The organism is Frigoribacterium sp. CFBP 8759, from assembly GCF_014841655.1.
In the GTDB taxonomy this organism is placed as follows: Bacteria; Actinomycetota; Actinomycetes; order Actinomycetales; family Microbacteriaceae; genus Frigoribacterium.
In genome coordinates this window covers 71,882-85,400 of record NZ_JACYUH010000003.1, presented here as the reverse complement: position 1 = coordinate 85,400, position 13,519 = coordinate 71,882, and the positions used below count along the sequence as shown (strand labels likewise).

General features: G+C 73.5%; 12 protein-coding genes and 1 pseudogene. 5 read left to right on the top strand and 8 right to left on the bottom strand.

Annotated elements, in window-relative coordinates; all coding sequences use genetic code 11:
- Positions 1-99 precede the first annotated feature (99 nt).
- Positions 100-1,230: pseudogene (locus IFT79_RS16405) on the bottom strand (MFS transporter); the annotation flags it as partial.
- A gap of 22 nt (positions 1,231-1,252) precedes the next feature.
- Here IFT79_RS16405 and IFT79_RS10455 point away from each other — a divergent pair.
- On the top strand, positions 1,253-1,849 hold the full coding sequence (locus tag IFT79_RS10455; RefSeq protein WP_192124092.1) for a TetR/AcrR family transcriptional regulator: 597 nt from the start codon (positions 1,253-1,255) through the stop codon (positions 1,847-1,849).
- A gap of 33 nt (positions 1,850-1,882) precedes the next feature.
- Here the strand turns inward: IFT79_RS10455 and IFT79_RS10450 are convergent, their stop codons facing one another.
- Together IFT79_RS10450 and IFT79_RS10445 are read right to left on the bottom strand one after the other, a co-directional pair.
- Positions 1,883-2,791: an NAD(P)-dependent oxidoreductase gene (locus IFT79_RS10450; RefSeq protein ID WP_274604888.1), complete on the bottom strand. Its 909-nt coding sequence runs from the start codon at positions 2,789-2,791 to the stop codon at positions 1,883-1,885.
- Between the two features lie 6 nt (positions 2,792-2,797).
- On the bottom strand, positions 2,798-3,547 hold the full coding sequence (locus IFT79_RS10445; protein WP_192124088.1) for a lysophospholipid acyltransferase family protein: 750 nt from the start codon (positions 3,545-3,547) through the stop codon (positions 2,798-2,800).
- Between the two features lie 394 nt (positions 3,548-3,941).
- On the opposite strand from IFT79_RS10445, the gene IFT79_RS10440 reads away from it, so the two are divergent.
- The gene (locus tag IFT79_RS10440; RefSeq protein ID WP_157485546.1) at positions 3,942-4,400 is read left to right on the top strand and encodes a hypothetical protein; all 459 of its coding nucleotides are present in this window, start codon (positions 3,942-3,944) and stop codon (positions 4,398-4,400) included.
- Here IFT79_RS10440 and recQ read toward each other — a convergent pair.
- From recQ to IFT79_RS10420, 4 genes are all read right to left on the bottom strand, one after another.
- The gene (gene recQ, locus IFT79_RS10435) at positions 4,361-6,469 is read right to left on the bottom strand and encodes a DNA helicase RecQ (protein ID WP_192124086.1); all 2,109 of its coding nucleotides are present in this window, start codon (positions 6,467-6,469) and stop codon (positions 4,361-4,363) included. The two genes, IFT79_RS10440 and recQ, sit on opposite strands and share 40 nt — an antisense overlap.
- 31 nt (positions 6,470-6,500) lie before the next feature.
- The gene (locus IFT79_RS16910) at positions 6,501-7,496 is read right to left on the bottom strand and encodes a CPBP family glutamic-type intramembrane protease (protein ID WP_192124084.1); all 996 of its coding nucleotides are present in this window, start codon (positions 7,494-7,496) and stop codon (positions 6,501-6,503) included.
- Positions 7,497-7,570: 74 nt separating this feature from the next.
- Positions 7,571-9,859 (bottom strand): bifunctional metallophosphatase/5'-nucleotidase, encoded by a 2,289-nt coding sequence (locus IFT79_RS10425; protein WP_192124082.1) that lies wholly within the window; start codon positions 9,857-9,859, stop codon positions 7,571-7,573.
- 196 nt (positions 9,860-10,055) lie between these two features.
- Positions 10,056-10,475: a GNAT family acetyltransferase gene (locus IFT79_RS10420; RefSeq protein ID WP_192124079.1), complete on the bottom strand. Its 420-nt coding sequence runs from the start codon at positions 10,473-10,475 to the stop codon at positions 10,056-10,058.
- A gap of 129 nt (positions 10,476-10,604) precedes the next feature.
- Between IFT79_RS10420 and IFT79_RS10415 the strand changes: the two genes are divergently transcribed.
- Together IFT79_RS10415 and aroD are read left to right on the top strand one after the other, a co-directional pair.
- Entirely contained in the window at positions 10,605-11,480 is an 876-nt protein-coding gene (locus tag IFT79_RS10415) for a shikimate dehydrogenase (protein ID WP_192124077.1), read from the top strand.
- Positions 11,481-11,482: 2 nt separating this feature from the next.
- Positions 11,483-12,322 (top strand): type I 3-dehydroquinate dehydratase, encoded by an 840-nt coding sequence (gene aroD, locus IFT79_RS10410; RefSeq protein ID WP_056049401.1) that lies wholly within the window; start codon positions 11,483-11,485, stop codon positions 12,320-12,322.
- A 298-nt stretch (positions 12,323-12,620) separates the two neighbouring features.
- Here aroD and IFT79_RS10405 read toward each other — a convergent pair whose 3' ends face one another.
- Positions 12,621-13,091: a DUF805 domain-containing protein gene (locus IFT79_RS10405; protein ID WP_192124076.1), complete on the bottom strand. Its 471-nt coding sequence runs from the start codon at positions 13,089-13,091 to the stop codon at positions 12,621-12,623.
- A gap of 157 nt (positions 13,092-13,248) precedes the next feature.
- Between IFT79_RS10405 and IFT79_RS10400 the strand changes: the two genes are divergently transcribed.
- Complete coding sequence (locus IFT79_RS10400) at positions 13,249-13,503, top strand: DUF6458 family protein (RefSeq protein WP_043593189.1); 255 nt, start codon at positions 13,249-13,251, stop codon at positions 13,501-13,503.
- Positions 13,504-13,519 lie beyond the last annotated feature (16 nt).

Here is a 13,519-nt window from a genome sequence, read left to right as displayed (position 1 = left end):
TTCCGAACGGTGACGCGCCCTCGGGCGGGGGCGCTCGTGAGACAACGCCCCCGTTGCACGATGCATTCCCCGGCCCACGAGGCCCGGGAGCGCCGCGAGGAGGGCGCCGAGGGCTGCCACGGCGAGGGCCACGCCGTAGCCGCCGGTCCCGACGAGCGCGCCCAGGACGACGGCCCCCACGGCCTGGCCCAGCACCAACAGCACGAAGAGCAGGGCCGTCCCGCTCGCGGCCCGCTCGGCGTCGATCTCGGCCGTCCAGGCGATCAGCGCACCCGTCGCCGCCGTGTAGGCCCAGCCGAAGGCCGCGCAGGCCACGAACGCCACCGGCACGACGCCCGGCAGGGTCGCCAACCCGGCCGTGCCCGCCGCCATCGCGACCAGCGTGAGCGTCCAGACCGTCCCGGGGGCCAGGCGCGCCAGCGGTCGGGCGGTGGCGATGACGGCGGTGCCGCCCGCGCCGAGGCAGACCCAGGCCCCGACCGACAGCTCGGCCGCCACCCCGGCGTCGACCAGCAACGTGCGCCCGAAGTTCCAGACCCCGGCCGAGGCGGCACCGGCGAGCAGCGCCGCGACCAGCACCCACCGGTGGTCGACGAACCACGACGGCGGAGGCAGGAGGTCGCGCCCGACCGAGGTCGTGGCACCCGTCGCGTCGCTCGGTCGAGCCACGGAGCCGCGGTGGTCGAGCACGAGGACGGCCCCGGCCGCGACGATCGCTCCCCCGACGGCCGCCCACCACGCGAGTCGCCAGTCGGGCAGCACGGCGGACGCCAGGAGTCCCGCCGCCACGAGGCCCGGGCCCGTGCCGGCGTTGACGACCGTCTGGCCGCGCGCCTGCCGTCCGTGCTCGAGACCGCGCTGCAGGAGGCGCACCAGGGCCGGCGACGCGAGGCCGGCCCCGGCCGAGCTCAGCACGGCCGCGAGCGCGAACGGCACCACGTCGGGCGCGAGGGCCATGCCCGCGGCACCGATCGAGGCCGCCGCACCCGCCGTGACGACGAGGCCTCGCGGGTGCCGGGCGGACGCCGCGGACCCCGCCACCGCGCCGGCGACGTAGGCGAGCGATCCGCCCGACGAGATCAACCCGGCGACGCCGGCGTCGAACCCGAGGTCGGCCTGCGTCTCGGGCAGGTAGAGCCCGTAGGCGAGGCGGACCAGGCCGTAGGTCACGGCGATCAGGGCCGTGCCGGCCGCGACGAGCCCGGTGCCGTTCGAAAACGTACGTTTCATTTTCACAGCCTAAGCTGTTCGCATGCCCCTGCGCCCGGCCAGCGAGAAGAAGATCCTCGACGCCGCCGACGACCTGTTCTTCACGAACGGCATCGCCGCGACGCCCGTCGACGCCGTCCTCGCCCGCGCCGGCGTCTCGGCCGCGACGATGTACCGCGGCTACCGCAGCAAGGAGGCGCTGGTCGCCGCAGCGCTGACCCGTCGCCACCACGACTGGCTCGCCACCTGGGACGCCGCCGTCGCCCGGTGCGACGAGGCCGGCCCGCGCCTCCTCGCGATCTTCGACGCGTTGGACGACTTCCGGTCCCGCCCGACGGGGGCGCGCTGGTGTGCGTTCCTCGCCTCGGCGGCCGAGTACGTCGATCCTCCCGCCGACGTCGCCGAGGCCGTGCGGCTCGACACCGAGACGCTGCGCACGCGACTCACCGACCTGGCACGCCCGCTCGTCGGCCCCGAGGCCGAGGCCGAGGGCCTCGCCGAACGCCTGCTGCTGGTGGTCACCGGCGACCTCGCCATGCGACTCCGCGAGCCCGACCGCGACACGACGACGGGCCGGGCCGTCGCGGCGTCACTGATCGCCGCCGCCGGCGCCACCGGCCCCACGAGCCCCGGCCGCTGAGACCCTCCTGCGCGCACGAGGGTCTCGGCGGTCCTAGCGGGTCTCGGCGGAACCGTCCCGGTCGAAGCCGGTGCGGACCGCGGCGATGTCGTCGCCGCCGTGCCCCCGGTCGGCCGCCGTCGCGTAGACGCCGGACAGCGCCTCGAGCAGACCGGTGTCGAAGCCCGTGCCCTGGGCGGCCTCCTGCATGAGGTCGAGGTCCTTGCGGATGCCGTCGAGCGCGAACTGGGCCGGGTAGTCGCCGGCGATCATCGTCGCGCCCTTGAGGTGCGCGTAGGGGGTGTCCGACTGGCCCCCGTCGATGGCGTCGAGGAAGAGCTGCGGGTCGAGGCCCAGGGCCTCCGTCAGCGCGAGCGACTGGGCCGTGGCGGCGGTGATCGTGGCGATCCACGCGTTGGCGGCGAGCTTCAGCGCCGTGCCCTGCCCGACCGTGTCGCCCGCGACGATCGTCTTGGAGCCCATGGCGTCGAGGACCGGACGCACGGCGTCGAGCAGGGCGTCGTCGCCGGCGGCCAGCATGACGAGCTTCCCCGTCGCGGCCGGCTTCTTCGTGCCGAGCATCATCGCCTCGACGAGCCGGAGTCCGTGCCCGTCGGCCGTCCGGACGACTTGGGCCGTGTCGGCCTCGCCGATGGTGCTGGCCTGCACCCACACGGTGTCGGCACCGCTCGCGTCGGCGGCCTCGTCGAGGACCTCGAGCACGGCGTCGCCGTCGAACAGCACGGTGACGACCACGTCGGCGCCCTCGACCGCCTGCCGCGCCGTGTCGGCGACCGCGGCACCGTCGGCGGCGAGCGGCTCGGCCTTCGACCTCGTGCGGTTCCAGACCGTGACGTCGAACCCCTCGCGCAGCAGTGTCCCCGCCACGCCCTGACCCATGATGCCCGTCCCGAGCACTGCGACCTTCATGGCCCCGACGCTACGCCCGGGACGCGCGAGCAGCGCGGCTCAGTCGAGCGGATCGGGCCCGACGGGGTCGGGCCGCATCGCGCGACGCACCCGGGCGACGACCGAGGGAGCGGGCGGATCGTTGTAGACGCCCGCCTCGACCTGGCCGCTGAGGCGCTGGACGGCCGCCATCACCTCGTCGGTGGCGTGCCGACGAGCCCGACCCGACTTCGCCTCCCCGTGGTGCGAGAGGTCGATGGGCTCGCCGAACTCGACGGTGACCTTCCGGAGGCGCGGGAAGCGCGTGCCCACCGGCTGCAGTTCCTGCGTCCCCGTGAGGGCGACCGGCACGACCGGGGCCCCGCTCGTGAGCGCGAGCCAGGCGACGCCCGTCCGGCCGCGGTAGAGCCGCCCGTCGAGGGAGCGCGTCCCTTCGGGGTAGATCGCGAACGCGTCACCGTCCGTCAGCTTGCCGAGGCCCAGGTCGAGGGCGTGCTGCGCGGCGGACCCGGCCCCTCGCTCGACGCCGATCGCGCCGATGCCGGTGAAGAAGGCCCGCGACGCCCGACCCTTGAGGCCCGAGCCGGTGAAGTAGGCGTTCTTCGCGAGGAACGAGACCTGACGGGGTGCCATGAGGGTGATCACGACGCTGTCCATGAACGAGAGATGGTTGCTGGCCAGGATGACGGCGCCGCGCCGCGGGACGTTGCGGCGCCCGATCACCCGGGGGCGCCAGACCGCGCGCACCAGGGGTGACAGGACCGAACGGCTGAGGGTTGTGAGCACGCTCCACTGTGCCCGACGCCACATTCCCCGAGGCGCATGGCTCGCCTGTGCGCCTCACCCGGGGGCCCTCGGCACCCACCCGCACCACCCGATTCGGGGAACAACGGGTGTCCCCCTCAGGGAGGATTGCCGCCGCCGGAGCCGCGGCCTATCGTCGGAGACCGACCGAAACGGGACGCTCGTCCGGTTCACGACCCTCCGACGAGTCCTCGTCGGGGGATCGACCCGAGACCCGGGACGAGCGCCGCGACGCACCGCCCGTCCCCGTGGGCGGTGGTCCGGCCGGGCGGACGGCCCCCCGCGCCCCGGCTCCGACAGCCGGGGACGGCCCCGGACGGCCCGAGGCGCCCCGAGTGCCCGCCGCATCCCCCGACGACAGCCCCGACGACCCGAGAGGACCGCCTTGGACGACGAGACCATGACCACCCGCCCTTCGCGCCTGCCGGTCGTCTTCGGCGCCACCGCGCTGATCTCCACCTACTTCGCCGTCGCCAGCATCGTCGGCGCGGGCACCTCGGTCGGCGTCGGTCTCACCGCGACGGTCGTGGCGACCGGCCTCTACGTGCTGTCGGCGGTCGTCTGGCTCGCGCTCGTCGTCGTGGCGGTCTCGTCGGTCCGCCGGACGCGCCGAGGCGCTGCGCTCGACCGGACGAGCATGCGCTTCATCGGATTGGCACCCCCGGCGGGCGGGGCCGTGCTGCTCGCCGCGGCCTACGTCGCCCGCATGAACGGACAGCCCTTCTTGGGCGGGTTCTCGGCCATGGTGATCACGACGGTCGCCCTGGTCGTCCTGTCGCAGGCGTTCCCGTTGCTCGGCTTCGGCCCGTCGACCCCGGGTCAGCGCCAGTCGTCGGGCGGCGGCGGGGCGTCGTCGTAGGGGTCGTAGGGAGCGTCGGCCGGCACGTCGTAGAGATCGTCGGCCGGCACCTCGGGCACCTCGTCGACGGCGGGCGGCGCGGCACGGCGGGCACCACGAGCGGGGGCGGTCGAGGTCGCCCGGGACGAGCGGGGCGTCGTGCCGGCCGGCGCCGACGCCGTCGGGGACGACCCGACGGCCGCCGCCTCGGCCGGTGCGGTGCCGCCCACGACGGCGAGCACCTGCTGACCGTAGGTGTCGAGTTTCTTCTGGCCGACGCCGCTGATGCCCGCGAGCTGATCGAGCGAGGTGGGCCGTTCGGACGCGATGCCCCGCAGGGTGACGTCTCCGAACACCACGTAGGCCGGGACGCCCTGCGCCCGGGCCACGCCGGCACGCCACTCGCGCAGCGTCTCGAACAGGGCGGCGTCGTCACCCGTCAACTCGGCGGCGCCCCGTGAGGAGCCGCGGCCCGACGAACCCGACCCGCTCCGCGCCCGGGCCGAGCGCGCCGGACGTTCGGGCTCGCGCCGCAACCGGACGGTGCGGCCGCCCGAGAGCACCTCGCCCGCCGCGTCGGTGAGCAGCAGGGTGCCGTAGCCGTCGGGCGAGACCGCCAACACCCCCTGGGCGAGCAGCTGCCGGACGGCGCCCCGCCACTCGACGTCGTTCAGCTCGGTGCCGATGCCGAAGGTGGACAGCTGCTCGTGGCGGTTCTGGAGGACCTTGGGGGTCGACTTGCCGACGAGGATGTCGACGATCTGGCCCGCGCCGAACTGCTGGTTGCGCTCTCGCTTCAGCCGGACGACCGTCGAGAGGAGCTTCTGGGCGGGCACCGTGCCGTCGAGCGACTCGGGCGGCGAGAGGCAGGTGTCGCAGTTGCCGCAGGCGGTGCTCGCCTGACCGAAGTAGCCGAGCAGCTGCACCCGTCGGCACTCGACCGTCTCGCACAGGGCGAGCATGGCGTCGAGGTGGGCGCCGAGCTTGCGGCGGTGCTCGGCGTCGCCCTCGGACTGGTCGATCATGCGCCGCTGCTGCACGACGTCTTGCAGGCCGTAGGCCAACCAGGCCGTCGAGGGCAGGCCGTCGCGGCCGGCCCGGCCGGTCTCCTGGTAGTAGCCCTCGACCGACTTGGGCAGGTCGAGGTGCGCGACGAAACGGACGTCGGGCTTGTCGATGCCCATGCCGAAGGCGATGGTGGCGACCATCACGATGCCCTCGTCGCGCAGGAAGCGCGCCTGGTTGCGTGCCCGGGTCTGCGCCTCGAGGCCCGCGTGGTACGGCAGCGCCGGGATGCCCTGCTTGACCAGGAACTCGGCCGTGCTCTCGACCGACTTGCGGGACAGGCAGTACACGATGCCGGCGTCGCCGTCGTGCTCGGTGCGGATGAACCGCAGCAGCTGCTGCTGTGGGCCGTCTTTCGCCTCGATGCGGTACTGGATGTTGGGCCGGTCGAAGTCGGCGACGAAGTGCTTCGCGTCGTCGAGCTCGAGGCGGCGTGAGATCTCGCGGTGGGTGGTCTCGGTGGCCGTCGCCGTCAGCGCGATGCGCGGGACGTCGGGCCAGCGCTCGTGCAACACCGACAGCTCGAGGTAGTCGGGACGGAAGTCGTGCCCCCACTGCGCCACGCAGTGGGCCTCGTCGATGGCGAAGAGCGAGACGTGGCCCCGGTCGAGCAGCGACTTCGTGGACTCGAGCTTGAGCCGCTCGGGCGCGAGGTAGAGCATGTCGAGCTCGCCCGCGACGAACGCCTGCTCGACCGCACGACGACGGTCGGGGTCTTGCGTCGAGTTGAGGAACGCCGCCCGGACGCCGACGGCCTCGAGGGCGTCGACCTGGTCTTGCATCAGCGCGATGAGCGGCGAGACGACGATGCCCGTGCCGTCGCGGACGAGGGCGGGCACCTGGTAGCAGAGCGACTTGCCACCACCCGTGGGCATGAGCACGAGGGCGTCGCCGCCCTGGACCACCTGGTCGATGATCTGCGCCTGCTGTCCACGGAACTCGTCGTAGCCGAACACCCGGTGCAGCACGTCGAGGGCTGCGGTGGGAGCGTCGGGAGCCAGGGCGGGCGAGGCGGTGGTGGTCACGCGTCGAGTCTACGAGCGGCCGCCGACGCGGTCAGTCGACCCGCGCCTCCTGGGGACGGTCGTCGGTCGGACGGGCACCGGGGACGAGGGGTTCGCCGGGCGCGGGAGCGCCGGGCACGAGAGGAGCGCTGCGGACCGTCACGAGCCCGGTGCGTCGGGCCGCCCGCAGCACGAGCCACACGTAGAGCGGCGTCGAGACCAGCGTCACCGCCAGGGCGAGGGGGCTGCCGTCGCTCGACTCGACGCCCGCGAAGGGGGCCGACAACAGGAAGAGCACGGTGTTGTTGAGCACGTGCGCGACGATCGCCGCCTCGAGCCCGCCGGTGCGCCAGGTCAGGTAGGCCGCGGCCACGCCGAACACGGCGACGTCGAGCATGCCCCACGCGTTGTAGTCGTGGCCGAACGCGAACCCGACCGTGGGCAGGACGATCGCTGCGATCGGGTACCTCGACCACGAGCCGATCGTCTGCATGGCGAGCCCGCGGAACGCGTACTCCTCGGCCGTCGCCTGGAGCGGCGTGACCACGAGGATGACGACGACCGCCCAGACGAGGGTGTCGGCCGGCGTGGTGACCGGGCCGGTGCCGATCGGTTCGCCCGACAGCGGGGGCACCACGACGTAGCTGAGCCCCACCGTCAGGGCCATGAACGCGAGGGCGGGCACGAGGCATCGCACGAGCCACCGCCAGCGCAGCCGCCCGGCGACGCTCGAGAGGCTGCCGACCGCGCCGGGACCGACGATCAGCGTGCCCAGCATGATGGCCGGCAGCATGACCGCGATCGAGGCGAGCGTCGTGAAGAGCACGAGCGGGTCGCCGGCGGCCAGGGCGTCACCCTCGATGCCGCGCTGCAGGCGTTCGGCGGCGGCGGTACCACCCACGGCCGTGGTCACCCCGAGGACTGCCACGTAGACCACGACCGACGCGAGCAGGTACGTGACGGCCGCCACGACGGCTGCCAGCAGCGGTTTCCACCACCGGTACGAGGGCAGGGAACGGAAGAGGCGGTGGTACGCGAACGTCGTCACCCGACGAGCGTACGGGAGGCGCGGTGCCGGTCGGTCGTGCCGCCGTCGCCTTCGCACCGCCGCGCGNTGGGGCGTCAGCCCTCGGTGGGCGTCACCGTCGCGCGGAGGCGACGGCGGCGGGCGACGACCAGCGCCGAGCCGCCGGCCAGCATCAGGGCGAGCCCGGCGAGGGCCGCGAGACCCAGGCCGTCCTGGCCGGTGAAGGCCAGCGAGCCGTCGGCGTTGCGGACCGTGCCGGCGGGCGTGGTGCCCGGACCCGAGCCGGGGGTGGTGCCGGGCACGGTGCCGCCGGGGGTCGTGACCGGAGGCGTGGTGCCGGGGTCGGTCGGCGGGACGACCACGGGAGCGGCCGCCGCGGCGAAGACGACCGGGACGGACGCCGTCGTGCCGGTGCCGGCGACCGAGAGCACGACCTGGCGCGTGACCGGTCCGGCAGCGGGAGCGGTGATGCCCTCGGGGACGACGAAGGTCACCGTGGCACGACCCTGTTCGTCGGAGTTGTCGAGGATGGTCTCGTCGATCGGGGCCGAGGCGAGCTCGACGCCGTCGAGCGTCGCGGTCACGGTGCCCGACGCGTCCGCGGCGGCCTGCTGCAGGACGAGCGACGACAGGGTCATCGACACGGTGTCACCGGCGGCGAACCCGCCGACGGGCGCAGCGGTCAGCCCCGAGATGCCGACCGAACGCGAGGCGAAGTCGGGGTCGGACGGGTCGCCGGCCTGGGCGTCGAAGTACTCGAGCTGGCTCTGCAGGTCGACCTTGCCGCTGTCGGCGTGGGCGCGACCGTTGGCGAAGGCGGTGAACCCGTCGCCACCCGAGGCGAGGAACGAGTTGACCGTCACCTTGTAGATCGTGGCGTCGTCGACGGCCACGCCGTCGAGCGAGACGGCCGCGATGCGCGAGCCCGCCGCCGCGGTGGGGTCGTACGTGTAGGTCAGACCCTCGGACGTGCCGAGCTTCAGGGTGCTGGTACGACCGGCGGTCGGCCACTGCTGCTCGAGCACCTGGCGGATCTCGGCGCCGGTCATGTCGACCACGACGAGCGTGTTGGCGAAGGGCTGCACGGCCGCGGCGGCCTTGTACGTCACGTCGCCGTCCGGCGCCACGAAGGGCAGGTCGTCCCGCAGGCCGCCCGGGTTCATGAAGGCGAGCTGGGCACCGCTCGCCGTCGTCGACGAGAGCTGGATGTCGGCGACGAAGTTGCCGAGCGTCGACTCACCGGCCCGGTTCGAGACGGGGAGTCCGTTGGCGTCCGGGTTGGCGTTGTAGGCCCGGTTGAAGGAGTCGCTGATCGAACCGATGACCTCGGCCCCCCGCTCGGCGGCGACGTCGACGGCCGAGGCGACGATGGCCTGGACGGTGGGATCGGGCGTGAAGGCACCGTAGAGCGGCACCAGTCGGTGCGAGGCGATGGTCACGCGATCGCGGAAGGCGGTGGCGGCGGGGTCGACCGTCATGGTCACCCGGGCGAGGTTCGTCCCGTAGCTGCCCGTCTGCACGACGGCACGCTGCGGGCCGCCGTCGGACGGCGAGACGAGGTAGTCGTAGCCCTGGTGGGTGTGTCCCGAGAAGATGGCCGACACGTCGCCCGAGACGCCGCGGGCGATCTCGCCGAACGCGTTGTCGCCGCTGACGGAGTCGAGGCTGCCGGTCTCGGCGCCCTCGTGCAGCAGCAGGACGATGGCGTCGGCCGCGTCGGCCGCGACGATGTCGTCCGCGACGGCGTTGACCGACTCGACGACGGGGGCGAAGGTCAGCCCCTCGATGCCGGCCGGGCTGACGAGCGTCGGCATGGTCTCGGTCAGCGCGCCGATGAACGCGACGCGGACGCCGCCGATCTCCTCGACGACGTAGGGGTCGTAGGCGGGCGTCCCGTCGCTCCGGAGGATGTTCGCGTTCACGTAGGGGAACTCGCTGTTCGCCCGGACACGGCCGTTGAAGTCGTCCTGGCCCTTGTCGAACTCGTGGTTGCCCGGCGTGCTGACGTCGAGGCCCATGGCGTTCAGGGCGTCGAGGGTCGGCTCGTCGTCCTGGATGAACGAGGTGAACGTCGAGGCGCCGATGTTGTCGCCCGCCGAGACGAAGAGCGTGTTGGGGTTCTGCGCCTCGACCGACTTGACGGCGCCGGCGAGGACGGCCGCGCCGGCGATGGAGGCGCGAGCACCGGGGGCGTCGGCCTCGAGTCGACCGTGGAAGTCGTTGATGCCGACGAGGTCGATCGTGACCGGGACGGCCTGGGCCGGTGCCGCGGCGACCAGGCCGAGCAGCAGGGTGCCGGTGGCGACGGACGCGAGGGCCGCACCGCGGACTCGCCGCCGGCCTCCCGTCGGGACGGACTCGGATGACGGGGGGCTGATGCGCATGGGCGTCGGTGCTCCTGGAGAAGACGGTTCGGGCGGGACGGCACCCCCCGACAGGGGGCGCACCACACGACCCTAAGTTCTCGCTGGGTACCCGACAAGAGTCCGCCGAAGATCGTCACATGTTGTTCATCCGACGCCGCGAGGCCGATCGACGGGCCCGCCGAGGGGCTCCACCGGAGCCTCCGGACACCGCGCCTCAGTCGGCGATCAGCCGCTTGCCCATGCCGAACGCGTCGTCGACCGAGTACCCCAGGTGTTCGTAGAACGCCCGTACCCGCTCGTTGCCGGTGCGCACCTGGAAGTTGACCTTCGGGCAGCCCAGCGCCTCGAGCGACCGCTCGACCTCGGCCATGAGCTGCCGGCCGAACCCCTCCCCCTGGCGACCGGGCTCGACCGCGACGTAGTAGACCCAGCCCCGATGGCCGTCGTACCCGGCCATCGCGGTCGCGACCAGCGCCTCCTCGTCGTCGACGCCGACCAGGAACAGCTCGCGCTGGACGGTCAGCTTGCGTTCGATGTCGCGTCGCGGGTCGTTCCACGGGCGGGTCAGCCCGCAGCGCTCCCAGAGCGCCACGACGGTCTCGGTGTCGGCCTCGTCGAAGGGTCGGATCTGCATGCACCGACCCTGCCAGACCCGACGGGACGAGGAGGCGCGGTGCCGGTCGCCACCACCCCGCACCCCCTCAGGGCCCTCGCGTTAGGGTGGGTCGTCGTCCGAGCCGCGGGCGCAGGGAGGGGCCCACCCGTGACCGATGCTCGCCGACGTCTCGCCGTCCTGGGGTCGCCGATCGAGCACTCGCTGTCACCGGTGCTGCACCGCACGGCGTACGAGCACCTCGGCCTGCCCTTCGACTACGACCGGGTCGAGGTCGCCTCGGGCGGGCTCGCCGACGTCGTCGGGGGCCTCGACGCGAGCTGGCGCGGCCTGAGCCTGACGATGCCGCTCAAGCGCGAGGTGCTGCCCCTGCTCGACACCGTCTCGCCGCTCGCCCGACGCCTCGGGGTCGCCAACACCGTCGTCATCGACGACCACGGTCGCCGCCACGGGCACAACACCGACGTCGACGGCATCGTCCGCAGCGTCGAGGGCTTCCACGACGCCCGGCCCGCCGCGGCCACCATCCTCGGCGGGGGCGCGACCGCCCTATCCGCGATGGCCGCCGCGTGGGATCTCGGCGCCCGGTCGTTCTCGATCCACCTGCGCAACCCCATGCGCGCCGGCGAGCTGACGTCCCTGGCCGCCGAGCTGGGCGCCGACGTCATGGTCGCCCCGCTCACCGAGCTGCCCTCGCTCGGCCCGTTGGACTTCGTCATCAGCACCTTGCCCGGCGGCGCGGCGGACGACCTCCACCTGCGTCCGGCCGGTGGCTCGTCCGTCCTCTTCGACGTCGCCTACGAGCCCTGGCCGACGCGCCTCGCGTCGCGCTGGTCGGCCGACGGGGGCATCGTCTTCAACGGCCTCGACATGCTCGTCGAGCAGGCGCTCGGCCAGGTGAGGCTCTTCTCCGGGCGGGCACAGGACGAGCCGGTCCCCGACGAAGGCGTCCTGCGCGACGCGATGCGCGCCTCCGTGGGCTCGCCGATCCGCGACCGGTCGACCACCGACAGCGTGGCGCGCTGACCATGGCGACTCCACTGCCGGTCTCGATCGGTCGGGTCGCGCTCGGCACCGGGCGTCCCGCGGTCTGCGTCCCGCTCGTGGCCCGGACCGTCGACGCGCTGGTCGACGCCGCCTCGGCGCTCGACACCGACACGGCCGAACTGGTCGAGCTGCGCATCGACTTCGTCGACGCCGCGTTCGCCGCGGCACCGGACCCCGACGGTCCCGTGCGCACGGGAACCGAGGCGACGGGAGCCGCCGACCTCGACCTCGTGGCCGACGTCGTCCGTCGGGTGCGTGGCGCGCTCGACGCCGAGCTGCCCCTGCTGTTCACCCTGCGGACCGAGCCCGAGGGAGGCGAGCACGACGTCGCCCCCGCGACCTACGACGCCGTGCTGCGCTCGGCGATGGCCACCGGGCTGCTCGACGCCGTGGACGTCGAGATGTACACCGACCCCGACCTGCTCGGCGGGCTCGTCGACGCGGCGCACGACGCCGGGCTCGTCGTGGTGATGTCGTCGCACGACTTCAGCGGCACCCCCACGCAGGGCGAGATCGTGTCACGCCTGCTCGAACAACAAGAGAACGGTGCCGACGTGGCGAAGTTCGCCGCCATGCCGTCGAACACGGACGACGTGCTGACCCTGATGCGGGCCACGGCCGAGTTCCGGGCGGGTGCCGGCATCGTGCCCGCGATCACCATGTCGATGGGGCCGCTCGGCGTCGTGTCCCGGCTCTCGGGCGAGACGTTCGGCTCGTGCGTCACGTTCGGATCGGCGGGGGCGACGAGCGCGCCCGGACAGGTCCCGGCGGCGGGGCTGCGGGCGGCGCTCGAGCTGGTGCACGAGGCGCAGCAGGGCTGACGGCGTCGCCTCGGCGTCGGACCGGCTTCGTCCGGGGCCTCGGGCGTCAGGGCTCCGGAGGCCCGACGCACGCAGAGTCCACCACCGGGAAACGAGCGACGGACGTCGCTCAACGGGACCACCACGGCGGTCGGGCCCACCGGAGTGCGAACAGGTTAGCGGTCGGTGGTCCGACCCCGTAACCCCCTTGCGCCCACGAGTGCCACGTGGTCCACGACGAGGACCGGCAATGGACCGGGGCTCTCGACGACGCCGTCGCCGCCGTGTCCCGGCGGGACTCCGGCGCCGTCCGGCCGGGTCAGGCCGGGCCCGGGTACTGCCGCTCGCCACCCGTGTCGAACCGCTCGCCCGAGGCGCGCGAGGGCAGCAGCGACATGACGAGCAGGGTCAGCCACCCGAGGACCGGCAGCAGGTAGAAGAGCACGTACCAGGCGGTGAAGCCCCCGTCGTGCAGGCGCCGCGACTGCAGCGCCAGGGTCGGCAGGAAGCTGACCACCGACCACAGCACGACGACGACGCCCTGTGGGTCGATGTAGGTCCAGTCGCCGTTGTCGCCCCCGGCCCAGGTCGACGTCCCGCCGCTGCCCGTGGCCCAGGCCTGGAGCGCCCCCTGGAACACGAGCGCGATGACGAACCACCACCAGTACTCGCTGCGGCTCGCCCTCCCGTGGAACGTGGCGTACTTGCGCCAGAACCGGACGACCGCGACCTTCGGCGAGGCACGGTGGTACGGCTGGTCGAGGGGCACGGGGCCGGCGGCTCCGGTCATGGGATCTCCTGCGGTGTCGGGTGACGGGCAGGACCATCCTCGCAGCGCCTCCGCCGCGTCGTGGCCGATCGGCGCGGCCCGTCGGTACTGTGGGGCCCGCCGACCCTCGCGTCGGCGCCGTCGCCCATCCGGGGCGGCGCCAGACGAAGGAGACCCCATGAGCATCGGCGGCGGAATCGCCTTGATCGTGATCGGCGCGGTCCTCGCGTTCGCTCTCGACTTCCAGGTCGCGGGCATCGACATCAAACTGATCGGCTACATCCTCATCGCGGCCGGCGTGGTCGTGACCATCATCGGCATCGCCTTCGCGTCGCGCCGCCGCTCGACGGTCTCCACGACCCGCAGCGCGGTCGACCCGGCCACGGGCGAGCGCGTCGAGCGTCGCTCGACCGACAGCGACCCGCTGGTCTGACCCGAGGGTCCGANAA